Source organism: Trinickia diaoshuihuensis (assembly GCF_003390925.1).
GTDB classification, from domain to species: domain Bacteria; phylum Pseudomonadota; class Gammaproteobacteria; order Burkholderiales; family Burkholderiaceae; genus Trinickia; species Trinickia diaoshuihuensis.
Genome location: NZ_QUBS01000021.1, coordinates 86,413 through 110,608 on the forward strand (window position 1 = coordinate 86,413; position 24,196 = coordinate 110,608).

Below are 24,196 nucleotides of genomic sequence, written 5' to 3' on the forward strand. Positions count from 1 at the left end.
ATCGGCGCGGCAATCGAAGCCCCGCGAGACTGTCGTCCGCGGGGCTTCGTCGTTGATGGCGCCGTGCCGGCGCCATGAGGAAAACGCATGGCACGTATGAAGAAGTTTCGATTGTGCATGTTTTTTCGTCGTTGCTAAATCTGACTCCATGCAAGGCGGGCGACGAATAGCTCGCCGGTAAACGCCTAAGGAGAACAGATGCGAAGCGCCCTCGAGCCTCGCTCGAAGCTGCCCGACGTGGGTACGACGATCTTTACCGTGATCGGCCAACTCGCGGCCGAATACGATGCCGTGAACCTCTCTCAAGGGGCGCCCAATTTCGCGCCCGACCCGGCGCTGATCGACGCGGCGACGGCCGCGATGCGCGCGGGACACAACCAGTACGCGCCGATGGCCGGCGTCGATCGGTTGCGCGAGGCGCTCGTCGAGAAAGTCGAACGTCTTTACGGCGCACGCTACGACGCCGCCCGGGAAGTGACGGTGATCGCCAGCGCCAGCGAGGGCCTGTATGCAGCGATCAGTGCGCTCGTACACGCCGGCGATGAAGTCATCTATTTCGAACCCTCGTTCGATAGCTATGCGCCGATCGTGCGGCTGCAGGGCGCAACGCCTGTGGCGATCAAGCTTTGCGCGGACGACTTCCGTATCGATTGGGATGCCGTTGCCGCGGCGATCACGCCGCGCACGCGCATGATCATCGTGAACACGCCCCACAATCCGAGCGCGACGATATTCGAGGAACGCGACATTGCCCGCTTGAGCGCGCTCGTCAATGGGACGGACATCGTCGTGCTCTCCGACGAAGTCTACGAGCACGTCGTGTTCGACGGCGCCTTACATCAAAGCATGGCGCGGTATCCGGCGTTGGCCGAGCGCAGCGTCATCGTTTCGTCGTTCGGCAAGACGCATCACGTGACGGGTTGGCGCGTGGGCTATTGTCTGGCGCCGGCGCAGTTGATGACCGAGATCCGCAAGGTACATCAGTTCATGGTGTTTTCGGCTGATACGCCGATGCAATATGCGCTCGCCGACGCGTTGGCGGACCCCGCCAGCTACCTCGGGTTGGCCGCGTTTTACGCGCGCAAGCGCGACTTGCTGGCGCAGGCGCTCGCGCCGTCGCGCTTCGAGTTGTTGCCGAGCCAAGGCAGCTTTTTCATGCTGGCACGCTTCCGGCATTTCTCCGCGGAGCGCGATAGCGACTTCGTGCAGCGTCTCATTCGAGACGTACGCGTGGCGACGATCCCGCTTTCCGCGTTCTATACCGACGGCACCGACACGGGCGTGATTCGTCTCAGTTTCTCGAAAGACGATGCGACGCTCCTCGAGGGCGCGCGACGGCTTTGCGCGGTTTAAGGAGGCGAGCGTGAGCGTTTCGAATGAGGAGGTGCGCGATGTTACGGCTGCCGTCGTGCAAATGAGCAGCACGGACGACGTCGCATACAACCTCGGACAAGCCCGGCGCTGGATCGAGGCGGCGGCACGCGAAGGCGCGAGGCTAGCCGTGTTGCCCGAATACTTCTGCTGGATCGGCACCGACGAACGTAAGCGCGTCGCGTTGGCCGAGCCGTTCGGCGACGGGCCGATTCAATCGGCCTTAGCCGCGTTGGCGCACGACACGGGCGTTTGGCTGATCGGCGGCACGCTCCCGATTCGTACCGGCGCTTCGGCGGCCGGCGAGCGCGCCTACAACACGTCGTTGCTGATCGATCCCGATGGCCGCGTCACGGCCCGCTACGACAAGGTGCATCTATTCAGCTTCAGCGACGGTCGCGAGTGCCATGCCGAAGCCGACACGATGGCCGCGGGCGAGCGCATCGGCCATGCGCCGACACCGTTCGGCGAGGTGCGGCTGTCCGTCTGTTACGACCTGCGCTTTCCGGAGCTCTATCGCGCGCCGCCGGCCCCCGATTTGATCGCGGTGCCGGCCGCCTTTACCCATACGACGGGACTCGCCCATTGGGAGCTTTTGCTGCGCGCGCGGGCGGTCGAAAACCAAGCATACGTGCTTGCCGCGGGGCAGTGCGGCACCCATCCCAACGGTTGGCGCACGTTCGGCCGGAGCATGATCGTCGGCCCGTGGGGCGATGTCCTCGCGTGCGTCGAAGCGCCCGAGCCCGGATTCGCGCTTGCGCGGCTCGAGCGTGCCGCGCTCGAGGAGCTTCGCACGCGCTTGCCGGCGCTCGCCCACCGAAGAATGGTTCAATCCGCGGCCATCGCGCCGCAGTTGCACGGCATCGCACGCTAGCGAAAGGGGAGATCGAGTATGAAACGGATGGACATTTGGCTTGCGCTTACCTGCGCGTTGGCAAGCGTGGCGACGCCCGCGTGGGCCGATTCCGCGTCGATGCGCTTCGGCATCGAGGCACAGTACCCGCCGTTCGAATCGAAAGATGCGAGCGGACATCTGCAAGGTCTGGACATCGATATCGGCAATGCCGTCTGCAACCAGGCGCACTTGACCTGCACATGGGTCGAGACATCGTTCGACGGGCTGATTCCGGCATTGCAAGGACGCAAGTTCGATGCGATCAACTCCGCGATGAACGCGACGGCGCAGCGGCGGCAGGCGATCGATTTCACGACCGTCATCTATCGCGTGCCGACACAACTGATCGCTCGGGCCGACCGCGGGTTGGCCGCGTCGCCGGAGTCGCTCAAAGGCAAGCACGTCGGCGTGCTGCAAGGCTCGATTCAAGAGACTTACGCGAAGGCGCATTGGGCGCCGGCCGGCGTCGATGTCGTCTCGTATCAGGATCAGAACCAGGTCTACACCGATCTCGTCGCGGGCCGGCTCGACGCGACGCTCGTCCTCGCGCCGGCGGGGCAGAAGGGGTTCCTGTCGCGGCCGGATGGAAAAGGCTTTGCCTTTGTCGGGCAACCCGTGCGCGACGAGAAGATCCTCGGCAGCGGCATCGCATTCGGCATTCGCCGCGGCGACGACGCATTGCGCACGCGGCTCGATGCCGCCATCGAAAAGCTGCAAGCCGACGGCGTGGTGAAGGCGCTCGCGCGCAAATACCTCGGCGATATCGACGTATCGGCGAAGTAGGCGCTCAGCCGCTCAGCCGACGTGCGTTCGCTTCACGGGCGCCGGTAGCGTTTCCATCGCTGCCAGCCCGTGGACGATACCGCACGCATCGACAGTACCTTCGCCGTTGCATTGCACGCGCAGCTCGATCAGTTGCGCTTTGAGGTGTTGAAGTTCCGCCAGCCGTGTATCGACATGGCCGATGTGCGCATCGAGCAGCGCGTCGATCGATTCGCAGCGATCGGAGTGGCGGTCCATCAAACGCAACAGCATGCGAATTTCGTCGTGCGTCATATCGAGCGCGCGGCAGTTGCGAATGAAGCGCAAACGCTCGATGTGCTCGGGCCCGTAACTGCGGTAATTCGCATCGGTGCGCTGAGCGTCCGGCATCAATCCTTCTTTCTCGTAGAAGCGGATCGTCTCGGTCGTGCAATGGGCGGCTTTCGCCAATTCGCCGATTTTCATGGGGCTCCCTGCGGCCGTCGGTTGACCTTGGAGTGGCTACAAGGTGTTTACTGTACTCCAACGGCTTTCCGAGGACTTGCCCATGACGCGATCGCATCGCGCAGACCACGCCCACGACGTCGAAACTGTCGACGACGCCCCGATTCACACCGGACATACGCATGCTCATAAGCACGAGCACGAGCACGAGCACGAGCACGAGCACGAGCACGAGCACGAGCACGAGCACGAGCACGAGCACGGCGGATGTTGCGCACACGAAGCGGCGACGCTCGCGCCGCTGCCCGCGGCGACGCGGCGCGCCGACGGCGTCGAAACGACGATCCGCATCATGCAGATGGACTGTCCGACCGAGGAGGCGCTCATTCGCGGCAAGCTCGGCGGTATGGCGGGCGTGACGGGGCTCACGTTCAATCTCATGCAGCGTACGCTCACCGTCGTGCATGCTCCGGGCACCGAGCAGGCGATTCTCAAAGCGATTCGTTCGCTGGGTTTCGTCCCCGAATTGCCCGATCCCAAAGCGGATGCGCAGACGCTTGCCGAACCGGTGCGGCCGTGGTGGCCGCTCGTCGTGGCCGCCGTCGCGGCGCTCGTCTCCGAAGCGGCGACATGGTTCGGCCTATCTCCATGGCTCGCGGGCGGCTGCGCCGGTCTGGCGTTGGCGTTGAGCGGACTGGGTACGTATCGCAAGGGATGGATCGCGATACGAAACGGCAATCTGAACATCAATGCGTTGATGAGCATTGCCGTGACTGGCGCTATGGCCTTGAGGCAATGGCCCGAGGCGGCGATGGTCATGGTGTTGTTTGCGCTGGCCGAGCGGATCGAGGCCATGTCGCTCGATCGCGCGCGCAATGCGATCCAATCGCTGATGAAGCTCGCGCCCGAGCATGCGACAGTGCAGCGAAGCGATGGGAGTTGGGACAGCTTGGATGCGAAGACCGTACCGATCGGTGCGCGTGTGCGCGTCGCGCCCGGTGAGCGCATCGCGCTCGACGGGCACATCCTTGCCGGCCGATCGAGCGTGAACCAAGCCCCGATCACCGGCGAGAGTTTGCCCGTCGACAAAGGGCCCGGCGACGCCGTATTCGCGGGCACGATCAACGAGGCCGGCTCATTCGAATATCGCGTGAGCGCATCGGCCGAGGGCACGACGCTCGCGCGCATTATCCATGCGGTCGAGCAGGCACAGGGCAACCGTGCGCCCACGCAACGTTTCGTCGATCGGTTCGCGCGCGTCTACACGCCGATCGTCTTTGCTTGCGCGCTGCTGGTGGCGATCGCCCCGCCGCTGCTGGCGGGCGGCGCATGGCGCGAATGGGTCTACCGCGCGTTGGTGATGCTCGTGATTGCGTGCCCGTGCGCGCTCGTCATTTCGACGCCGGTGACGATCGTGAGCGCACTGGCCGCCGCCGCGCGCCGCGGCATTTTGATCAAGGGCGGTATCTACCTCGAAGAGGGCCGCAAGCTCGCCTGGCTGGCTCTGGACAAGACCGGCACGATAACGACGGGCGAACCGGCTCAAACCGATTTCGAACCGCAGGGCGGCATGCCGGCGAGCCACTGTCGCCGGATTGCCGCCGCGCTGGCGGGCCGCTCCGATCACCCGGTGTCACGGGCCATCGCGGCGGCGGCCGTCCTGGTTCGGCAGGAACGCGAAGACGGGGCGGCGGCACCGGGTGTGGAGCGTTTCGAGGCACTGCCGGGCCGAGGGGTGGCGGGTGTGATCGAGGGGATGCGTTATTGGCTCGGCAACGCGCGGCTCGCGCGGGAACAAGGACGAATGACCGGCGCGCTCGAGATCCGCGCGCAGGAGCTGGAGCGGCTGGGTCGATCGGTCGTCTTGCTGATGGACGAGGTGAACGTGCTGGCGTTGTTCGCGGTGGCGGACACGGTCAAACCGACGAGCCGCGCCGCCTTGGCTCAGTTGCACGCGCTTGGCATTCGCACGGCGATGCTGACGGGAGACAACGCCCATACGGCGCGTGCGATCGCGGCCGAAGTCGGCATCGACGACGCGCGCGGCGACCAATTGCCCGAGGACAAGCTGCGCGCGATCGAATCGTTGGCGGCCGACGGCAGCGCGGTGGGGATGGTGGGCGACGGCATCAACGATGCGCCCGCGCTCGCGCGCGCGCGCATCGGCTTCGCGATGGGGGCGATGGGCAGCGATGCGGCGATCGAGACGGCCGACGTGGCGTTGATGGACGACGACTTGCGCAAGATTCCCGCGTTTGTGCGCTTGTCACGTTCCACGTATGCGGTGCTCGTGCAGAACATCGCCTTTGCGCTGACGATCAAGGTGCTCTTTTTGGCGCTGACGCTCGCGGGGCTCGGGACGATGTGGATGGCGGTGTTCGCCGATGCGGGCGCGAGCCTCGTCGTCGTCGCGAACGGACTGCGGCTGCTGCGGCGGTGAGGTGACCGTGCGCCGCGATACGGCGCAATTAAGGCGCGGTTGCGTGGCCTTGATCGAATCTCGACGGCTCGCTTATGAGAGCGAGAGGGCGCGCTTTTTGCAGGGTCATCCAGTGCATTCCAGTGCGGTATCGACGGCGCCGGCCACGATGAGCCCCGGAGGCCGTCGATCGATGCAATACGCATACGATGTGGCGCATCGAGGCCGGAGCCGGCGAAACGCACGCCGATGTGCTTCGAACGGCGAGTGCTTCATCGAGCCCGTCGCCTAAACTGGAAATGCCATTCGCAGCTTCGTTGCGCGCGGTGTCTAGCTTGCCTAACGAGGCGGGCGGATGACGACTGGGGCAATCGCATTCGTTCGATTGCCGAGGCTCGTCTAGGACCGGTTCGTGAAGGAGTCGACCATGCTGCAAAGTAGCGAAATTCAAAAGCGGTTTTCTCATATTCAGCAAACGATCAGCGAAGCATCGCGTAGCTGTCGAAGCGCGCAGTCGGTGCCGCAGGACCTGAAAAGTTGTGTCGAGGAACTCGACAAGCAATGCCAAACGGCCCAGTCGGCGATGAAATCGCAGGATGAGGAAAGAATGCGCCAATGCATCGACTCATTGGAGCAAATCGGCGATCGCGCCGAGCGTGCTTGCCAGCAAGCGGGGAATGTAGACGGCGAACTGAAGCGCGCCGTCTCGACGATGCATTCCGAGTTGTCGGACCTGAAACGTCAGTTGCATTGAGGCTCAAGTTGCGCGCGCGGAGGCCGGCTCGACCGGCGTGACGCGCAACGAGAGCTTTTGCGTCAATCGCAGTACGGTGATCTCGACGGTACGATCGATCCTCGACGCATCGAGCACGCGCTGCAGCGCATCGACGCCATCCACGGCCATGCCGTCGATGGCGACGATCGTATCGTCGACACGCAGCCCGCCCTGTGCGGCGGGGCTGCCTTTGCCGATTTCCATTACGCGCACGCCCGTTGTGGTGTCGAGCCCGAAGTAACGCTGAGCCTTGCGCGCGATCGGTACGGTCGTGCCGGCTACGCCGATATACGCGCGCCGTACCCGGCCGTGGGCGAACAACTGCATGATGACCCACTTGGCGGTATCGATCGCGGTGGCGAAGCAAATAGCCTGGGCGCCGGGAATGATGGCCGTGTTCACGCCGATGACCTGTCCCGCGGAATTGACGAGCGGCCCGCCCGAGTTGCCGGGGTTCAGGGCTGCATCGGTTTGAATCACGTCGTAGATCATGCGGCCTGAGGCCGAGCGTAGCGACCGGCCGAGCGCCGAGATGACGCCGGTCGTGACCGTCTGGGCGAGCCCCAGCGGATTGCCGACGGCAATGGCGATTTGGCCGACGCGCAGCTTCGACGACTCGCCGAGTTCGGCGTGCGGCAGGGGTTCGGCGGAGCCGATCCTCAGTACGGCGAGATCGGTGCTTGGATCGTCGCCGACGAGCGCGGCTTCGTGATGCGAGCCGTCCGCGAGCGTGACGTGAATCGCGGTCGCGCCGTGCACGACATGGCTGTTCGTCAGCGCGTAGCCGTCGGGGGTGAAAAGGAAGCCGGAGCCCGTGCCGGCGTGGCGCTCGTTCTTGCCGGGGAGCGTTCGCTCGACGGAGACAAAAATGACGGCCTGCTGAACGCGTTCGAGCGCGTTGATGACGGTGCGCGAATACGCATCGAGCAGGGCGTCGTCGCGCTCGGTGATGACGTCGTTCGCGGATTCGCCGCCCGGCGCGGATGGCGTGCGGGCGAAATCATCGATAAAGGAGGGCCGACTTCCCATGATCGTCGTTCTCCAAGGGGGTGGAGGCGCGAAGATGCGGGGTGGGGGCGGGGTTTTTCAAGGGGTGCTCGGGCAAGCCGAGATCGATGCCATGGGAAGGCCGTGAGCGAGGTGGTACACCTTCCTGCCATCCAATAAAAAGGCATGTAACCGCGCGTGGGCAGTTACAGGCCTCGTACTCCGATCTCGATCTACCGAGCTTACATATTGTGCTGCCCGCGGCCCAAGGCGGTGACTACGCCCTTCTTATTGAAGCGCACGGTCAGGTTATGCTCTTCTTCCGACTTGCCCATCATATTCGCGATGGGAATAAACGCCATGGCAGTGGTCTTGACGGTCTGATAGGTCCAGACCTGTTCGCCGCCTTGCTGCAATTCGACATCGCCCGGCTTGCCGAGCGTGCGCTCGACGTCCTGCATCGTCGATTTTCCGATTTGAATGGACGACACCTTCTGTTCATCCGTGATCGACGCGTTACCGGTAACGCAGCCACTCAACGTCGAGCCGGCTGCGGCCGCGATGAGCGCACATGCGATGATTTTTTTCATGAAATTTGGCCTTTGCTTACAGAGTTGTTCTTGTCGCACGGCGGGAACGTGGATCTGTTTCTTATTCGCGCCGTGCGTAAATATCGGCAAAAGCCGGCAAAACTTTAGGGCATTGCAGAGCAGATGCTGTTGTTTTCCTATTTTTTACCCACCAATCACTTCCCAATACAAAACCGGCTGAAAATCACGCCGAGCAGATCGTCGGACGTGAACTCCCCGGTGATCGAGTTCAACTGATCCTGAGCGAGCCGAAGTTCTTCGGCGAATAAGTCCAGCGACTGCGCACGCTCTTGCGCATGCGCTTGCGCGAGCGCCGTATGCTCCTGCGCCGCGCGCAAGGCGATGAGGTGCCGTTCACGCGCAAGGTAGACGCTTTCCGTCCCGGCTTGCCACCCCGCGATGCGCAACAGTTCCGCGCGCAATAGCTCGATGCCTTCGCCGCGCTTAGCCGACAAGCGAATCTCGCAGACTTCAGGTACGCCCCCCGGCGGCGTATGCCGGCTCACGCACGCGCCGATCGACGTCAAATCCGTTTTGTTCAACACGCGCACCACGGGTACCCCCGCTGGAAAGCGCTGTGCGATCACGACATCTTCCTCGGTCATCCCCGAGCGCGCATCGAGCAGATGCAAGACGACGTCCGCACGCTCGATCTCAGCCCACGTGCGGGCGATGCCGATTCGCTCGACCTCGTCCTCGGTGTCGCGCAGCCCGGCCGTATCGATGACGTGCAGCGGGATGCCTTCGATCTGAATCGTCTGGGTCACCTTATCGCGCGTCGTTCCCGCGATCGGCGTGACGATGGCCAGCTCCGCTCCGGCGAGCGCATTGAGCAGCGACGATTTGCCGACGTTCGGCTGCCCCGCGAGCACGACCGCCAACCCCTCGCGCAGCAGCGCGCCTTGGCGCGCTTCCCCCAAAATGTGATCGAGCCGAGTGCGAATATGCGCCAGTTTGCCGTGCGCATCGGCGGCTTCCAGAAAGTCGATTTCCTCCTCGGGAAAATCGAGCGTCGCCTCGACGAGCATGCGCAACGCGATCACCTCGTCCACGAGCGCATGAATGTCGCGCGAGAACGCGCCGTCGAGCGAGCGCCCCGCCGAACGCGCCGCGGCTTCGGTGCTGGCCTCGATCAGATCGGCGACGGCTTCCGCTTGGGCGAGATCGAGTTTGTCGTTCAAAAACGCACGCCGCGTGAATTCGCCGGGCTCGGCGAGCCGCAGATTGAACGCTCGACCCGCTTCGAGACAGCGTTGCAGCACGAGTTGCAGCACCACAGGTCCGCCGTGACCTTGCAACTCGAGAACATGCTCGCCCGTGTACGAGTGCGGCGCGGGAAAGTAGAGCGCAATGCCGCGATCGAGAACCTCGCCAGCCGCATCGACGAACGGCACATAACTCGCGTGGCGCGGAGCGAGCATTTGGCCGCAAAGCGCCTTCGTCAACGCGTGCGCGCCGGCCTCGCCGGCGCGTCCGAACGATACGCGCACGACACCGATTCCACCCCGTCCGGGAGCGGTGGCAATGGCGACGATCGGATCTGAATCGAGAGGCAGCATGGTCGAACGGAAGCAATAAGGAGGAAAGTCGCGCGCGCCGAATGAGCACGGTGTCGCGCCAGCAATTCGAGCAATTGGCACGCAAAAAAATACGCCAGCCGAGTAGCGGGTCCAGCCGCGGTCCCCGAGGCGCCCGCGCTTGGCATTGTAACGTGCTCAAGCATAGGCCTCGGCCGGACGGCTGAGCGTGCCGTCGGCCCGATAACATAGTTAAGATTTATCTCATTCGAGATAGTCTAAAATTAGGACGAACGGAAGTATGCCGATTGTGTTCTGCCGGCCCAAGTCCAAGCACCAAGCGGGTTTGACAAAATCGGCACCGGCTTGAATGGGGCCGCCTGTCAATTCAGAACAAATGTTATTCGTGCCCGATCAGGCTAAAGCTGACCCGGCTGGTTGTCTCCTCGGTGTGGACGGGATTGCACAATTTGCCGATGCCAACCGTCGATGAAAAAGCGGCGTTCTCGGAGCGCCTCAAGTTCGCGTTACAGCGCAGCCCTGAAAAAGTGGCGGGCGGGACGCAGCTTGCGCTGCATTTCAACTTACGCCACCGCGGCGAACATCCGATTTCGCCGCAAACGGCCCATAAGTGGCTGACCGGCCGCACGATTCCGACACCCGACAAGCTGCAGACGCTGGCGGAGTGGTTGCGCGTCGATCTGCACTGGCTGCATTACGGTCCGGCGCCGAACGCGGCCGCGCGCACGACGCCTAAGCCGCTCCCGCGCGACGAAAAGTATCCGCTCACGCCGGAGACGATAGAACTCGCGTCGAAGATCGAGTCGCTGTCGGCTCACCATCGCTATCTCGTGCAGGAATTGATCGAACAGTTCTACGGCGATCGTCCGGAACGTTGATCGCGCTTTAGACGATCGTTCAGCCAAAAAAAATCGCCCGGCATGCCGGGCGTTTTTCTTTTGCGCTGAGTCTGCCGGATCGCACGGTAAGCACCGTGCGCCGGCGTTCGGCGATCAGGCCGCCTTCTTCTTGTCCGCGCCCATCACGCGCGTGATGTAGTACTGCTGCGTGATCGACAGCACGTTGTTCACGACGTAGTACAGCACGAGGCCGGCCGGGAAGAAGAAGAACATGACCGAGAATGCGATCGGCATGAACATCATCATCTTGGCCTGAACGGGGTCCGGCGGCGTCGGGTTCAAGCGCGTCTGCAGGAACATCGACACGGCCATCAGTACCGGCAGGATGAAGAACGGGTCCTGCTGCGACAGGTCGTGGATCCAGAGAATCCACGGTGCGCCGCGCATTTCCACCGACGAGAGCAGCACCCAGTACAGCGAGATGAAGACCGGAATCTGGATGACGATCGGCAAGCAGCCGCCGAACGGGTTCACCTTTTCCGTCTTGTACAGCTCCATGAGCGCCGCGTTCATCTTTTGCGGGTCGCTCTTGAAGCGTTCGCGCAGCGCTTGCATGCGCGGCGTGATTTCCTTCATACGTGCCATCGACTTGTAGCTGGCCGCCGACAGCGGGAAGAACACGGTCTTGATCAGCACCGTGAGCAGCACGATCGCCCAGCCCCAGTTGCCCACCACGCCATGGATCTTCTCTAGCAGCCAGAACAGCGGCTTGGCGATGATCGTGACATAGCCGTAGTCCTTCACGAGTTCGAGGCCCGGCGCCACGCCTTCGAGCACGCGCTCTTCCTCGGGGCCCGCGAACAGGCGAGCCGAGACGTCCGTCGATTTGCCCGGCTCGATTGCGGGCAGCGGCTGCTGCACGCCGATGCGATAAAGCGTCGGGTCGACCTTCTCGATATAGATGTTGCGCGGGGCGTCTTGCTGCGGAATCCAGGCCGTCGCGAAATAGTGCTGAATCATCGCGATCCAGCCGTTGTTCGCGGAGGTGGCTACGTCGACTTTGTTCTTGTCGATGTCGCTGAACGTGATCTTTTGGAAGTGATGCTCGTTCGTATAGACGGCCGGGCCGAGGAACGTGTGCGAGAAGCGCGGGGTTTCGACGGCTTGGCTGTCGCGCACGATTTCCATGTAGAGGCTCGGCTTGACCTTCACCGCGCCGACGTTTTCGATCTTCGTATCGACGCCGATCACATAGCTGTCGCGCGTGAACGTGTAGGTCTTCACGACTTTCACGCCGCCCTTGACGGGCGATTCGAGCGAAACCGTCAGCGTCTTCTGATCGGGACTCAGCGTGAGCGGTCCCGGAACCGGCGTGAAGATGTCGTTGTGATTCGGGAAATCGCCGCCGATGAGGCCCGTGCGCGCGAGATACGTATGGCTCGCGGTGTGATCGAACAGCGTGACGTTGAAAGGCGCGCCGTTGGCATTGGCGTTCTTCGTCAGCACGAGCTTTTCGAGCGTGCCGCCGCGCGTGTCGATTTCGCCGTCATAGACGTCGGTGCTGAAGTGAATCAACTGTGCTTGCGCCTGCGGCTGAGCCGGCGCCGTGCCGGCGACCGGCGGCGTTGCGGCGGGCGTGGCGGAAGCTTCCGAACCGGGCGTACCCGAAGCGGGGCCCGTGGCCGTCTGCGTGTGCGTCGGGTTCGGGAAGAACATCGACGGGCGGCCATGATCGCGTTGCCAGTTGTCGAACAGCATGACGGCTGACACGAAGAAGATCGCCCATAGGATGGTGCGTTTGATATCCATGCGTGGTCTCAGAGTCGATGGAGCGGCGTTTCAGCGCTTTTTCGGGGGTGCGGGTGGAACGAGATCGATTCCGCCCGCGGAAAACGGATGGCAGCGGCATAAGCGCCTCACCGCGAGATAACTCCCGCGCGCGGCGCCATGATACTGGATTGCCTCGCGCGCGTAATCGGAACAGGAGGGATAAAAACGGCACCGGCTGCCGAGCAAAGGGCTGACGGCAACCTTATACAGACGCAGCAACGCGATCAGTACCGTTTGCATAGCATCGGGGAGCGAGGCTCCCGGCGAGCGGCAGGGCGCGTGCAACGGATGCCGGCGGGCATCGGGGCGCACGTGCGCATGCCGAGTCAATCCTGCGCCGAATCGGGCGGCGGTGCTGCCTGGCGCCGCGCGATCTCGCGCGCGACCTTGCCGAGCAGCATCTCGATTTCCGTCCGGCACAACGCTCTCAAAGGCGGCGAGACTGCGCTTGGCATCGCGGCTTTGTCGAAGCGCGTGGACAAACGCAGCAGCACGTCCCAGCCGTCGAATTCCGCGCGGCGCAGCCGAAAGCTCTCGCGCGCGATCCGCTTCACGAGATTGCGCGTCGCCGCGCGCGCGGCAAACTTCTTGCCGACGACGAGTCCAAGACGCGCCGCCTGGCCGGTCGGCCGCGCATAGACGACGAAGTGCGTCGAGCGGCGCCACGGGCGCAAACGAAAAACGGATGAAAATTCATCCGTTTTGAGAAGCCTCGCGGCTTTGGGGAAGGCTGCTGGTGCTCGCAACGGAACCGGGCCCGATGAGGAAGTGCAGCCCGTGCCGGCAGCCCCCGCGCATGCGCGAGAGATAGCGACGGCGCGTGTCGCCTTCGACTTAGATGGCCAGACGCTTGCGGCCCTTGGCGCGGCGAGCGTTGATCACTTTGCGGCCGCCGGCGGTCTTCATGCGCACGCGAAAGCCATGGGTGCGCTTGCGGCGCGTAACGGACGGTTGGTAAGTACGTTTCATGTCGATCTCACTTGAGAATGGACCGCGTACGCATCGGCACTAGGCGCGCTTTAGACAACATTAAACGCTAGGCAATGGGCCGGGGTCGAAAAAAGGGTGTTCGCTTTCGCGGGAACCCGCTATTTAAACCGCTTTTCTCTTGGCCGTCAATACCTTACGTGCAGTTCGCGCGCGCAGGCGCTGCAATGGCCGCCTGCCAAGCATGCGCGCGGCGCACGATCCGGCCCTGTGGATAACTTCCTGGGCCTGCGCGTTTGGCGGTAGAATCTCGCCTTACTTCAAGAATCCAGCACGCCGCTCCGCCAGGGCCGGATCGCCGCAATCGCTTGTGGCGACGGGCCGCGGGGCTCTCTCGCTTTGCCGCGTGGGATCCTTTTGCCGCGCGACGCTCGGGGAGAGCGGCGGCGGGTCGCCGTGCCTCAAAAAAGATATCGCCTTGATGAACGAATTCTGGCAACACTGTTCCGCACTGCTGGAGCGTGAGTTGACGCCGCAGCAGTACGTAACGTGGATCAAACCGTTGGCCCCGGTCGCCTTCGACGCTGCCGCGAACACGCTGTCCATCGCCGCGCCGAATCGCTTCAAGCTCGACTGGGTCAAAAGCCAGTTTTCGGGCCGTATCTCCGATCTCGCCCGCGATTTTTGGCAGGCCCCCGTGGAAGTCCAATTCGTGCTCGATCCGAAGGCAGGTATGCGCGCGGGTGCCGGTACCGGTTCCGGCGTGCCGCTGCCGCGCGTGCCGGCGTCGGCGGCGGCCGCGATGAGCGCGGCCGGCCTGACGCTCGACGGCGGCATGGCCGCGCCGGCTGCGAAACCGGCTGCCAACGGCTTTGCCGGCAACCCGGGGGCGAACGGCGGGGCGGGCAGTGGGGCCATGGGGGCCAGCATGTCCAATGGTGCGAACGCCGCGCCAGACGACGCGGCCGATCTCGATCTGCCGAGCGTCGACGCGCATGAAGCCGCGGCCGCGCGCCGCACCTGGCGTCCGGCCTCGGGCGCCGCGCCGGGCAGCCCCGAATCGGAATCGATGTACGAGCGCTCGAAGCTCAATCCCGTCTTGACGTTCGACAATTTCGTCACCGGTAAGGCGAACCAGCTCGCCCGGGCGGCCGCCATTCAAGTGGCCGACAACCCCGGCATCTCGTACAACCCGCTGTTTCTGTACGGCGGCGTGGGCCTGGGCAAGACGCACTTGATTCATGCGATCGGCAATCAGTTGCTGCAAGACAAGGCCGGCGCGCGCATCCGCTATATCCATGCCGAGCAATACGTGTCCGACGTGGTGAAAGCCTATCAGCGCAAGGCGTTCGACGATTTCAAGCGTTATTACCATTCGCTCGACCTGCTGCTGATCGACGACATTCAGTTTTTCTCGGGGAAGTCGCGGACGCAGGAAGAATTCTTCTATGCGTTCGAGGCGCTCGTCGCGAACAAGGCCCAGGTCATCATCACGAGCGACACGTACCCGAAGGAGATTTCGGGGATCGACGACCGTCTGATCTCGCGTTTCGATTCGGGGCTCACCGTCGCGATCGAGCCGCCCGAGCTCGAAATGCGCGTGGCGATCTTGATGCGCAAGGCGCAGTCGGAAGGAGTGAGTCTTTCCGAGGACGTCGCCTTTTTCGTCGCGAAGCACCTGCGCTCGAACGTGCGCGAGCTCGAGGGCGCGTTGCGCAAGATCCTCGCGTACTCGAAGTTCCATGGCCGCGAGATTTCGATCGAGTTGACCAAGGAAGCGCTCAAGGATCTGTTGACGGTGCAAAACCGCCAGATCTCGGTCGAGAACATCCAAAAGACCGTCGCCGACTTCTACAACATCAAAGTTGCCGACATGTACTCGAAAAAGCGTCCCGCGAACATCGCGCGGCCGCGGCAGATCGCGATGTATCTGGCCAAGGAGCTGACGCAAAAGAGCTTGCCCGAGATCGGCGAGCTTTTCGGCGGACGCGATCACACCACGGTTTTGCACGCCGTGCGCAAGATCGCCGACGAGCGCGGCAAGGACGCCCAGCTCAATCACGAATTGCACGTGCTCGAACAAACGCTGAAGGGCTAGGCGCGGCTTCGCGCGCCCGTTCCCGGGATGCGCGCGCATGGCCCCCCGTTTTGGCTGGAGCCGGTGATTTTTCAGGCACAATATAGGTTTAGCCCCCCGTGCTTCGCAGCGCGATCGAGGCGGGGATGAAAGCGCGGGAACAACGCGCGGGCAGAATGGCGAAAGCGCGCAGCAAATGCGGGGTATCGGCGCTTTCGTCGAACAAACTGCCGGGTGAGGCGGAGTTTGCCGTCATATCAACGAAGGAACCCTATGCAACTGGTCAAGACCGAACGAGATAACCTCCTAAGGCCGCTGCAAACCGTGAGCGGCATCGTCGAGCGCCGCCACACGTTGCCGATCCTCGCGAACTTGCTGATCACCAAGAACGGCCCGGATGTGTCGTTTCTGTCGACTGACCTCGAGTTGCAAATCACGACGCGCGCCGACTTCGGCGTGGGCGGCGAATCGGTTGCGACGACCGTCGCGGCGCGCAAGCTGCTGGACATTTTGCGGGCGATGCCGGACGGGCAAGTGAGCTTGTCGCTGGCCGACAAGCGGTTGACCGTGCAGTCGGGCAAGAGCCGCTTCGCGCTGCAGACGCTCGCGGCCGACGAATTCCCGACGGTTGCCCAGGCGAAGGATTACGGCGCGAGCCTGACCGTCCCGCAAAAGACGTTCCGCCAATTGCTCGGCATGGTGTATTTCGCCATGGCGCAGCAAGATATCCGCTACTACTTGAACGGGATGCTGCTCGTCGTGGACGGCGGCCAGTTGATGGCCGTGGCGACCGATGGTCACCGTCTCGCGTTCTCGTCGATGAAGATCGAGGGGGACTTCCCGCGTCAGGAAGTGATCATTCCGCGCAAGACGATTCTGGAGTTGCAGCGTTTGCTCGAGGATATCGACGACACGCTGCGCATCGATATTGCGTCGACGCAAGTCAAGTTCACGTTCGGCCAGGTGGAACTCGTCTCGAAGCTCGTCGAGGGCAAGTTCCCCGACTTCCAGCGCGTGATTCCGAAGGCGCACAAGAACACGTTCGTGATCGGACGCGACGAGTTGCAGCGCTCGCTGCAGCGCGCGGCGATTTTGACGTCGGACAAATTCAAGGGCGTGCGCTGCGTGATCGAGCCGGGCCAGCTCAAGATCATGTCGACGAACGCCGATCAGGAAGAGGCGCAGGAAGAACTCGAGATCGCCTACCAGGGCGACACGATCGACATGGGCTTTAACGTCACGTACCTGCTCGACGTGCTCGCGAATTTGAAGGTGGACATGCTGCAAGTGAGCGTCGGCGACGCCAGCTCGAGCGCGTTGATCACGATTCCCGAGAACGAGGAATTCAAGTACGTCGTCATGCCGATGCGTATCTAACGCGAAGCGAGCACGAGACGAAACCAAGGGGCGCATCGCCCCTTTGGCGTTTCTAAAAGGGCGGATGAAATCGAGCCGCCCGCCGCCGGCCCCCACCGCGGGTGCAAGAAAACCAGTGCCGCTGCCTGGCTTTTCTGGGGCGTTCGACGTATCGCGCGGCACAACCGCAGTGAATGCAGAACCGGAACATATCCATGAGTGAACAGCACAATACGCAACCCGACAACAGCTACGGCGCCTCGTCGATCCAGATCCTCGAGGGTCTGGAGGCGGTGCGCAAGCGCCCCGGGATGTACATCGGCGACACGTCGGACGGCACCGGTTTGCATCACCTCGTGTTCGAGGTACTCGACAATTCGATCGACGAAGCGCTGGCCGGCTATTGCAACGACATCCACGTGATCATCCACGCGGACAACTCGATCTCCGTGACCGACAACGGCCGTGGCATTCCGACGGGGATCAAGCGCGACGACAAGCACGATCCGAAGCGCAGCGCCGCCGAGATCGTCATGACCGAGTTGCACGCGGGCGGCAAGTTCGACCAGAACAGCTACAAGGTGTCGGGCGGCTTGCACGGCGTGGGCGTGTCGTGTGTGAACGCATTGTCGAGCTGGCTGCGTTTGACCGTGCGCCGCGACGGCAAGAAGCACTTCATGGAGTTTCACCGTGGCGTGCCGCAAAACCGCGTGATCGAAGAGGTGGACGGCGAGCGCGTCTCGCCCATGCAGTTCGTGGGTGAGACCGAGAATCGCGGCACCGAAGTGCACTTCATGGCCGACGAGACGATCTTCGGGTCCGTCGAGTACCACTACGACATTCTTGCGAAGCGTATTCGCGAACTCTCGTTTTTGAACAACGGCGTGCGTATTCGCTTGACCGATCAGCGTTCGGGCAAGGAAGACGATTTTGCGCTGGCCGGTGGCGTGAAGGGCTTTGTCGAGTTCATCAACAAGACGAAGCAAGTGCTGCATCCGACGATTTTCCATATCAACGGCGAGAAAGACGGCGTGGGCGTGGAAGTGGCGATGCAGTGGAACGACAGCTACAACGAAAGTGTGCTGTGCTTCACGAACAACATCCCGCAGCGCGACGGCGGCACGCACTTGACCGGCTTGCGCGCGGCGATGACGCGTGTGATCAACAAGTACATCGCCGACCACGAGATCGCCAAGAAGGCGAAGGTCGAGACCTCGGGCGACGACATGCGCGAAGGCTTGTCGTGCGTGCTGTCGGTCAAGGTGCCGGAGCCCAAGTTCAGTTCGCAGACGAAGGATAAGCTCGTGTCGTCGGAAGTGCGCGCGCCCGTGGAAGAAGTGGTGGCCAAGGCGCTCGAGGAGTTTCTGCTGGAAACGCCGAACGACGCGAAGATCATTTGCGGCAAGATCGTCGATGCGGCGCGTGCGCGCGACGCGGCGCGCAAGGCGCGTGAGATGACGCGCCGCAAGGGTGTGCTCGACGGCGTCGGGCTGCCGGGTAAGCTCGCCGATTGTCAGGAGAAGGATCCGGCGAAGTCCGAGATTTATATCGTCGAGGGCGACTCGGCGGGCGGCTCGGCCAAGCAAGGGCGCGATCGTAAGTTCCAGGCGATTTTGCCGCTGCGCGGGAAGGTGCTCAACGTCGAGAAAGCGCGCTACGACAAGCTGCTTTCATCGGAGCAGATCGTTACGCTGATCACGGCGCTCGGTTGCGGCATCGGCAAGGAAGACTACAACCTCGATAAGCTGCGCTATCACCGCATCATCATCATGACCGACGCGGACGTGGACGGCGCGCACATCCGCACGCTGCTGCTGACGTTCTTCTATCGGCAAATGCCGGAGATGATCGAGCGCGGGTATATCTATATCGCGCAGCCGCCGCTCTACAAGGTCAAGGCCGGCAAGGACGAGCGGTATTTGAAGGACGGCGCCGAGTTGAACGCGCATATGCTGCGGCTCGCCTTGCAGGGTTCGGAGCTCGTGCCTGCGGAAGGCGCCGCGCCGATCGCTGGGGACGCGCTGGGCGAACTGGCGCGGTCGTATCTGTTGGCGCAAGCCGTCGTGGAACGGTTGAGCCGGTTGTACGACGCGCAGGCGCTCGAAGCCGTGATGGATGGCGTGGCCATCGACTTGTCGAGCGAAGCGGGCGCAGAAGCGTCGGCCAAGGCGCTCGAAGCGGCGTTGCAGAACGATCCGTTGAAGCCCGAAGTGCGTGCGCATGCGATGTACGACAGCGTCCGCGAGTTGCGCTCGATTTGCGTCGAGCGGCGGCATCATGGGAACGTGAAGAAGTCGGTTATCGATGCGGACTTCTTGCTGACGGCCGATTATCAACAGCTCGTGAATACGGCGAATACGTTCAAGGGGTTGATCGGTGCGAATGCGCTCATCAAGCGCGGCGAGCGGAGTATGGCCGTGTCGGACTTCAAGGGCGCGATGCGGTGGTTGATCGCCGATGCCGAACGCAACGTTTCGAAGCAGCGGTATAAGGGGCTCGGCGAGATGAACCCCGAGCAGCTCTGGGAAACGACGATGGATCCGAACGTGCGGCGCTTGCTGCGCGTGCAGATCGAAGATGCGATTGCGGCCGATGGGATCTTTACTACGCTGATGGGCGATGAGGTGGAGCCGCGGCGGGCGTTTATCGAAAGCAATGCGTTGAGGGCGGGGAATATTGATGTTTGAGGGGGCTTGTAGATAGCCTTCTAATCTTCGACAAGCGGACCTATAGGTGTCTCAACCTATAGGTCCGTTTTTTTGTTGGGGGGCGCGTTTTTCATTGTTCATCCAGTGCATGAAAAAGGCAGTTCTTTCGGCTACGAAAAGAACGCGCAACGACCGCGACGTCGCCGGCTGCGCGTTGTTTAATTGCAAGAAGCACCACCTGTGCTTGTATTCTTGCAAATAAATAGCGCACGCGAGCGGGCGTGTGCCGGAAGCGCCGTTGCAGTCGATTGGAGCGGAGACGTTTTGCAACATCGAGGGCAGCCGGGACACGTAGCCTGCTTCATCACGCGGAAGTCCGACGCGCCTGCGATGCCTTCTAGGCGGGCGTCCGTCGGGATGGAGTGACGAACACTGAGCGATCGCCTAGCTGACCGCGATAGCGCTATCCCCTCGTCGATGACGCAGCGGTTTCTCGCACGTTTTGCTTGGTAATCTGCCGATTTCTCATTCAGAAACTCACCTCCGATACGCCGGCGGTCGCGCGGATCTTTAGTCAAAACCTGTTCGACCGCTTTAGCGGTAAAGACGCGGGAATGCTCTTTCCTGTTGAGAAAGACGACCTAAGCGAGAGATACGAGAGCACAATGCTCGGGCGCAACGCGTTTGCGAGGCATTCGGTGTAGCCGGGTCGCCGGCCATGAACAGCGTCGCTAGACAACCATCCCCTCCCTCGAAAAATCGCCATGATTTCCCACATCTGCCTAGGCGTGAACGACTTCGATCGTGCTTTCGCTTTCTATTCGGCGGTCCTATCCGCGCTAGGCCACGAACTGAAGTTCTGCGAGCGAGACAGGCCATGGGCCGGATGGATGGCGAAGGGCAAACCGCGACCGCTCCTCATCATCGGCCGCCCCTACGACGGTAACGCCGCGCAAGTCGGCAACGGCCAGATGGTCGGTCTCTTGGCGATCGACCGAAAATCCGTCGACGGCATATACACCCTGGCCCTCGCGAACGGCGCCACGTGCGAAGGCCCACCCGGCTTGAGGCCCGAGTATCACGCGGACTACTACGGCGCCTATTTCCGCGACCCGGACGGCAACAAACTTTGCGTCTGCTGTCACGATCCGGTGTCCGAGTAGCGGCATCGATCGATACGCGGGCAGCGCCTTTAAACAGCGCAACGAAGCTAAACCAACCGCCCGCCGCCATCGACGTGCAGCACTTCCCCCGTAATAAACCCGCCGGTCAGCAAAAGACCCACGGCCTGAGCGATATCGTCCGGGCGGCCGATACGGCCCGTCGGCAAACTGGCGGCAGCCGATGCCAGCGCTTCGTGTTTGGCGTCTCCGAAGAAACCATCGAGCAGCGGCGTATCGACGAGTCCCGGCGATACGGCATTGACGCGGATCGGCGCGAGTTCAAGGGCAAGCGAGCGCGCGATCGCCTCGATGGCCGCGACGGCGCCCGCGAGAATCGCCCCTCGATGCGTGGGCCGCTCGGCGAGCAACCCCGAGGTCAACACGATCGATCCCGTCGGCCGCAGCCGGTCGAGCGCCGCGCGCACGACCGATAACGGTCCCACGAGCCGTTCCTCCACAGCCGCACGTAAGTCCTCGGCGGTACTCTCGCGTAACGTTTTGAGCGAGGCGGTGCCTGCCGTGACGACGACATGGTCGATCTCCGGCAGCGAACCGAAGAGTCGCCCAAACGCCTCGCTCTGATGCAAATCGCCAACGCACTGCCGCGCGCCGCCGATTTCTTCGGCCGCATGACGTAGACGTTCGGCATCCCGCCCGACGATCGTGACCTCCGCGCCGGCTCTTGCGACGTATCGCGCCACGGCGAGTCCTATGCCGGACGTGCCGCCAACCACCACCACATGCCGGCCTTTCAGCATCGCATCATTCATCGCATTCCCCGATCAAAGAAAAGAAGAAATGCCATGGTGTCGGCGAATAACGACGCAGAGAAGGCGCCCATGCTCAATGATCGTCATCGAATTATTTGATAAATTGCGCGTTATGGACCTTCTTCAAGCCATGCGAGTATTCGTGCGCGTCGTCGAATGCGGAGGACTTTCGGCGGCAGGGCGCGACTTGGGACTTGGGCAGCCCGCCGTCAGCGAACGCCTGCGCCAGTTGGAACGTCATTTGGGCGCTCGGCTGCTCGATCGAAACACGCGCACGGTGAACGTGACCGACAGCGGCGCGGTGTTCTACGCGCACGCCAAGTCGGCGCTAGAAGCGGCCGACGAAGCCGCCGCAAGTGTCACCTCGTTCAACCGCCAATTACGCGGCACGCTGCGCGTGGCCGCGCCGCACGCGCTGGGCGAACTACTGTTGCCCCCGCTACTCGCAACGCTTCAGCAGCAGCACCCCGGGTTATCGATCGACTTGGTGCTCAACGACCGCTTCGTCGATCCGGTGATCGAGGGTGTCGATGTCTCCATTCGAGTGGGCCGGCTCGGCGAAGGTAGGTTCGTCGCGCGTCCGCTGGGCGGCATACGCCGGTCACTGCTGGCGTCACCGAAATATTTGCAGCGGGCCGGTTCACCGACGTCGCCCGCCGCGCTGGCCGCCCACCCGTTCGTCCATATCGATGGATTGGCACGCGACGGAAAGCTTCACTTCGATGGCCCCGACGGCGCACCCGTGATCGCACCCGTGCGCAGCGCGTGGCGCTGCAACCACTGGCGGCCGTTGCTCGCGGCGCTGCTGGCCGGCAACGGCATCGGGGTCTTGCATCGGTATGTTTGTCGCGACGAAATTGCAACGGGACAACTCGTGCAAGTGTTGCCCGATCATCGGCTTGCCGACTTGCCCGTGCATGCGATCTATCCGCCCTCGCGCACGTTGCCGGCGAAGACCGCCACGGTCGTTGCCTGGCTGCAGACACATCTGCCGCCATTGCTCCACGAAGACGACATCATGGCCGAGACGGCGTAAACCCCAACAGGGAACGCGCAAACGCAGCTACGGCAAAAATGGACGGCGACAACGCGGAAGCCGCATGTCGGAAAGCGCTGACAACCCGCAGCCGCCTACTACGCGAGCTTCAGCCTTGGCTGATTTGAAACGTCGAATGAAAAATGAATACTGAGCCTCCGACGTTAATAAAAAAGAGGCATCGCCGTAAATGAAAGATTTAACCGTTAAAGCTCAGCTCGCTTTGATTGCCGGGTCCATGGGCGTTTCGATGGTTGCCGCATCGATTGCCGGCGTTGCGGGCATGAGCAGCGCGAACGAGTCGCTGCGTACCGTGTATGAAGACCGCACGGTATGTATCCAGCAACTCGCGCAAGTTCAAAATCGACTGCAAAACCAGCTTTTCGTGCTCACGCGCAGCACGATCGACCCGCAAACTTATCCGGCTTCACAAAGTATCGGCGACGCCCAAACCAATAAAACCGAACTCGAAGCGCTGTGGAAAGATTACTCGTCGTCATACTTGACCCCGACGGAAAAGCAGATCGCCGATACGTTCAAGGCTCGTTACGATAGTTTCGAAGCGCAAGGGTTCGGGCCGTTGCGCGCCGCGCTCACGGCCGGCAAGGCACAAGAGGCGTCCGAACTCCTCCACGGTACCGTCGAAAAGACGTTTCCCGATACGTTGAAAGCGTTGAAGGACCTCCGGCAACTGCAGGTGGACGTCGCCAAGCAGCAGTACGACGAGGCGCGCGAACGGTACAGCACGCTCAGAATGACGGTGCTCGTCATCGCACTCGGCGGGCTGGGTCTGGGTCTAGCGATTAGCGTCTATATGGCGCGCCGGCTCTATCGGTCCCTCGGCGGCGAGCCCGGTTACGCGGCGCAAGTCGTGCATCGCATCGCCGGCGGACATCTGTCCGATGCCGTCGCCATTCAGGCGAACGATTCATCGAGTCTGCTTCACTCCATCAATACGATGCGCGAGCGGTTGTCGTCGATCGCGAGCGGCATCAAGCGCGCGAGTTCGTCGGTCTCACTCGCGGCCGGCGAGATGTCGGCCGGCAACACCGATTTGTCGCAACGCACCGAGGAACAGGCGGCGTCGCTGGAGGAAACGGCCTCGAGCATGGAGGAGCTCACCTCGACCGTCCGGCAAAACGCCGAGAACGCGCAAGAGGCCAGCACGCTCGCCGCCAATGCGTCCGAGGTCGCTCAGAAAGGAAGTTCGGTGGTGGCGAACGTGGTCCATACGATGATGGACATCAGCGATAGTTCATCCAAGATCGCGGAAATCACCGGCATCATCGAAGGCATCGCATTCCAGACGAACATCCTGGCGTTGAATGCCGCGGTGGAAGCTGCGCGCGCCGGCGAGCAGGGGCGAGGTTTTGCGGTTGTCGCGAGCGAAGTACGAACGTTGGCACAACGTTCGTCGAGCGCGGCCAAGGAGATCAAAGAGTTGATCGGGGCCTCGGTCGAAAAGATTCGGAGCGGGTCGACCTTGACGGAACAAGCCGGCCATACGATGACGGAAGTCACGCAGGCGATCGGACGCGTGACCGACATCATGGGCGAGATCGCGGCGGCCTCCGCCGAGCAGAGCCGCGGAATCGAGCAGGTCAATCAAGCCATCACGCAGATGGACGAGGTGACGCAACAGAACGCCGCACTGGTGGAGCAAGCGGCCGCCGCGGCCAAGTCGCTCGAGGACCAAGGCCGCGTATTGAGCGACGCAGTGGCCTTCTTCCGCATCGAGGAGACACACAGAGCGTAAAGGGATGGGGCTC

Annotated in this window: 21 protein-coding genes; 12 read left to right on the forward strand and 9 right to left on the reverse strand. The window is 62.6% G+C overall.

Annotation, left to right across the window (positions count from 1 at the left end; translation table 11 throughout):
* Positions 1-198 precede the first annotated feature (198 nt).
* Genes DXT59_RS04960 through DXT59_RS04970 form a run of 3 tightly spaced genes read left to right on the forward strand, consistent with a single transcriptional unit; the run spans position 199 to position 3,049 of the window.
* Positions 199-1,353 (forward strand): methionine aminotransferase, encoded by a 1,155-nt coding sequence (locus DXT59_RS04960; RefSeq protein ID WP_116135809.1) that lies wholly within the window; start codon positions 199-201, stop codon positions 1,351-1,353.
* Positions 1,354-1,363: 10 nt separating this feature from the next.
* Positions 1,364-2,245, forward strand: coding sequence for a carbon-nitrogen hydrolase family protein (locus DXT59_RS04965; protein ID WP_275895763.1), 882 nt, complete (start codon positions 1,364-1,366; stop codon positions 2,243-2,245).
* Positions 2,246-2,263: 18 nt separating this feature from the next.
* Entirely contained in the window at positions 2,264-3,049 is a 786-nt protein-coding gene (locus DXT59_RS04970) for a transporter substrate-binding domain-containing protein (RefSeq protein WP_116135811.1), read from the forward strand.
* Between the two features lie 12 nt (positions 3,050-3,061).
* Here the strand turns inward: DXT59_RS04970 and cadR are convergent, their stop codons facing one another.
* On the reverse strand, positions 3,062-3,493 hold the full coding sequence (cadR, locus tag DXT59_RS04975) for a Cd(II)/Pb(II)-responsive transcriptional regulator (RefSeq protein ID WP_116135812.1): 432 nt from the start codon (positions 3,491-3,493) through the stop codon (positions 3,062-3,064).
* An 82-nt stretch (positions 3,494-3,575) separates the two neighbouring features.
* Here cadR and DXT59_RS04980 point away from each other — a divergent pair, with 82 nt between their 5' ends.
* Positions 3,576-5,912 carry a heavy metal translocating P-type ATPase gene (locus DXT59_RS04980; RefSeq protein WP_116135813.1) on the forward strand — a complete coding sequence of 779 codons (2,337 nt, stop codon included), beginning with the start codon at positions 3,576-3,578 and terminating at the stop codon, positions 5,910-5,912.
* Positions 5,913-6,318: 406 nt separating this feature from the next.
* Entirely contained in the window at positions 6,319-6,645 is a 327-nt protein-coding gene (locus DXT59_RS04985) for a hypothetical protein (protein WP_116135868.1), read from the forward strand.
* Positions 6,646-6,648: 3 nt separating this feature from the next.
* Here DXT59_RS04985 and DXT59_RS04990 read toward each other — a convergent pair whose 3' ends face one another.
* The 3 genes from DXT59_RS04990 to mnmE form a co-directional block, all read right to left on the reverse strand.
* Positions 6,649-7,695 (reverse strand): S1C family serine protease, encoded by a 1,047-nt coding sequence (locus tag DXT59_RS04990; RefSeq protein WP_116135814.1) that lies wholly within the window; start codon positions 7,693-7,695, stop codon positions 6,649-6,651.
* A 200-nt stretch (positions 7,696-7,895) separates the two neighbouring features.
* Complete coding sequence (gene bamE, locus DXT59_RS04995) at positions 7,896-8,243, reverse strand: outer membrane protein assembly factor BamE domain-containing protein (protein ID WP_116135815.1); 348 nt, start codon at positions 8,241-8,243, stop codon at positions 7,896-7,898.
* Positions 8,244-8,398: 155 nt separating this feature from the next.
* A complete protein-coding gene (mnmE, locus tag DXT59_RS05000; RefSeq protein WP_116135816.1) occupies positions 8,399-9,802 on the reverse strand; it encodes a tRNA uridine-5-carboxymethylaminomethyl(34) synthesis GTPase MnmE in 1,404 nt (467 codons plus the stop codon).
* Between the two features lie 434 nt (positions 9,803-10,236).
* On the opposite strand from mnmE, the gene DXT59_RS05005 reads away from it, so the two are divergent.
* Positions 10,237-10,659 (forward strand): helix-turn-helix domain-containing protein, encoded by a 423-nt coding sequence (locus tag DXT59_RS05005; protein WP_116135817.1) that lies wholly within the window; start codon positions 10,237-10,239, stop codon positions 10,657-10,659.
* Between the two features lie 114 nt (positions 10,660-10,773).
* Here DXT59_RS05005 and yidC read toward each other — a convergent pair whose 3' ends face one another.
* The 4 genes from yidC to rpmH all read right to left on the reverse strand — a co-directional run bounded on the left by yidC (position 10,774) and on the right by rpmH (position 13,419).
* On the reverse strand, positions 10,774-12,429 hold the full coding sequence (gene yidC, locus DXT59_RS05010) for a membrane protein insertase YidC (protein WP_116135818.1): 1,656 nt from the start codon (positions 12,427-12,429) through the stop codon (positions 10,774-10,776).
* Between the two features lie 30 nt (positions 12,430-12,459).
* Positions 12,460-12,690 carry a membrane protein insertion efficiency factor YidD gene (gene yidD, locus DXT59_RS05015; protein WP_116135819.1) on the reverse strand — a complete coding sequence of 77 codons (231 nt, stop codon included), beginning with the start codon at positions 12,688-12,690 and terminating at the stop codon, positions 12,460-12,462.
* Between the two features lie 86 nt (positions 12,691-12,776).
* Positions 12,777-13,259, reverse strand: a complete 483-nt coding sequence (gene rnpA / locus DXT59_RS05020) for a ribonuclease P protein component (protein ID WP_116135820.1) — start codon at positions 13,257-13,259, stop codon at positions 12,777-12,779.
* Between the two features lie 25 nt (positions 13,260-13,284).
* Positions 13,285-13,419, reverse strand: a complete 135-nt coding sequence (gene rpmH, locus DXT59_RS05025) for a 50S ribosomal protein L34 (RefSeq protein WP_004198824.1) — start codon at positions 13,417-13,419, stop codon at positions 13,285-13,287.
* 439 nt (positions 13,420-13,858) lie between these two features.
* Here rpmH and dnaA point away from each other — a divergent pair, with 439 nt between their 5' ends.
* From dnaA to DXT59_RS05050, 4 genes are all read left to right on the forward strand, one after another.
* Positions 13,859-15,475, forward strand: a complete 1,617-nt coding sequence (dnaA, locus tag DXT59_RS05030; RefSeq protein ID WP_116135869.1) for a chromosomal replication initiator protein DnaA — start codon at positions 13,859-13,861, stop codon at positions 15,473-15,475.
* A gap of 252 nt (positions 15,476-15,727) precedes the next feature.
* Positions 15,728-16,831, forward strand: a complete 1,104-nt coding sequence (dnaN, locus tag DXT59_RS05035) for a DNA polymerase III subunit beta (protein ID WP_116135821.1) — start codon at positions 15,728-15,730, stop codon at positions 16,829-16,831.
* Positions 16,832-17,025: 194 nt separating this feature from the next.
* Complete coding sequence (gene gyrB, locus DXT59_RS05040; protein ID WP_116135870.1) at positions 17,026-19,497, forward strand: DNA topoisomerase (ATP-hydrolyzing) subunit B; 2,472 nt, start codon at positions 17,026-17,028, stop codon at positions 19,495-19,497.
* Positions 19,498-20,222: 725 nt separating this feature from the next.
* Positions 20,223-20,621, forward strand: coding sequence for a VOC family protein (locus DXT59_RS05050; RefSeq protein WP_116135823.1), 399 nt, complete (start codon positions 20,223-20,225; stop codon positions 20,619-20,621).
* 47 nt (positions 20,622-20,668) lie between these two features.
* Here the strand turns inward: DXT59_RS05050 and DXT59_RS05055 are convergent, their stop codons facing one another.
* Complete coding sequence (locus tag DXT59_RS05055) at positions 20,669-21,391, reverse strand: SDR family oxidoreductase (protein ID WP_116135824.1); 723 nt, start codon at positions 21,389-21,391, stop codon at positions 20,669-20,671.
* Positions 21,392-21,521: 130 nt separating this feature from the next.
* Here DXT59_RS05055 and DXT59_RS05060 point away from each other — a divergent pair, with 130 nt between their 5' ends.
* Both DXT59_RS05060 and DXT59_RS31425 read left to right on the forward strand, forming a co-directional pair.
* The gene (locus tag DXT59_RS05060) at positions 21,522-22,427 is read left to right on the forward strand and encodes a LysR family transcriptional regulator (RefSeq protein ID WP_240324403.1); all 906 of its coding nucleotides are present in this window, start codon (positions 21,522-21,524) and stop codon (positions 22,425-22,427) included.
* 190 nt (positions 22,428-22,617) lie between these two features.
* Positions 22,618-24,183, forward strand: coding sequence for a methyl-accepting chemotaxis protein (locus DXT59_RS31425; RefSeq protein ID WP_116135825.1), 1,566 nt, complete (start codon positions 22,618-22,620; stop codon positions 24,181-24,183).
* Positions 24,184-24,196: the final 13 nt, after the last annotated feature.

Bases quoted from the DNA above. Each gene is read 5' to 3' on its own strand.
- DXT59_RS04960 (WP_116135809.1), top strand. From the start codon at position 199: ATGCGAAGCGCCCTCGAGCCTCGCTCGAAGCTGCCCGACGTGGGTACG.
- DXT59_RS04970 (WP_116135811.1), top strand. From the start codon at position 2,264: ATGAAACGGATGGACATTTGGCTTGCGCTTACCTGCGCGTTGGCAAGC.
- cadR (WP_116135812.1), bottom strand. From the start codon at position 3,493: ATGAAAATCGGCGAATTGGCGAAAGCCGCCCATTGCACGACCGAGACG.
- DXT59_RS04980 (WP_116135813.1), top strand. From the start codon at position 3,576: ATGACGCGATCGCATCGCGCAGACCACGCCCACGACGTCGAAACTGTC.
- DXT59_RS04985 (WP_116135868.1), top strand. From the start codon at position 6,319: ATGCTGCAAAGTAGCGAAATTCAAAAGCGGTTTTCTCATATTCAGCAA.
- DXT59_RS04990 (WP_116135814.1), bottom strand. From the start codon at position 7,695: ATGGGAAGTCGGCCCTCCTTTATCGATGATTTCGCCCGCACGCCATCC.
- bamE (WP_116135815.1), bottom strand. From the start codon at position 8,243: ATGAAAAAAATCATCGCATGTGCGCTCATCGCGGCCGCAGCCGGCTCG.
- mnmE (WP_116135816.1), bottom strand. From the start codon at position 9,802: ATGCTGCCTCTCGATTCAGATCCGATCGTCGCCATTGCCACCGCTCCC.
- DXT59_RS05005 (WP_116135817.1), top strand. From the start codon at position 10,237: ATGCCAACCGTCGATGAAAAAGCGGCGTTCTCGGAGCGCCTCAAGTTC.
- yidC (WP_116135818.1), bottom strand. From the start codon at position 12,429: ATGGATATCAAACGCACCATCCTATGGGCGATCTTCTTCGTGTCAGCC.
- yidD (WP_116135819.1), bottom strand. From the start codon at position 12,690: ATGCAAACGGTACTGATCGCGTTGCTGCGTCTGTATAAGGTTGCCGTC.
- rpmH (WP_004198824.1), bottom strand. From the start codon at position 13,419: ATGAAACGTACTTACCAACCGTCCGTTACGCGCCGCAAGCGCACCCAT.
- dnaA (WP_116135869.1), top strand. From the start codon at position 13,859: ATGAACGAATTCTGGCAACACTGTTCCGCACTGCTGGAGCGTGAGTTG.
- dnaN (WP_116135821.1), top strand. From the start codon at position 15,728: ATGCAACTGGTCAAGACCGAACGAGATAACCTCCTAAGGCCGCTGCAA.
- gyrB (WP_116135870.1), top strand. From the start codon at position 17,026: ATGAGTGAACAGCACAATACGCAACCCGACAACAGCTACGGCGCCTCG.
- DXT59_RS05050 (WP_116135823.1), top strand. From the start codon at position 20,223: ATGATTTCCCACATCTGCCTAGGCGTGAACGACTTCGATCGTGCTTTC.
- DXT59_RS05055 (WP_116135824.1), bottom strand. From the start codon at position 21,391: ATGAATGATGCGATGCTGAAAGGCCGGCATGTGGTGGTGGTTGGCGGC.
- DXT59_RS05060 (WP_240324403.1), top strand. From the start codon at position 21,522: ATGCGAGTATTCGTGCGCGTCGTCGAATGCGGAGGACTTTCGGCGGCA.
- DXT59_RS31425 (WP_116135825.1), top strand. From the start codon at position 22,618: ATGAAAGATTTAACCGTTAAAGCTCAGCTCGCTTTGATTGCCGGGTCC.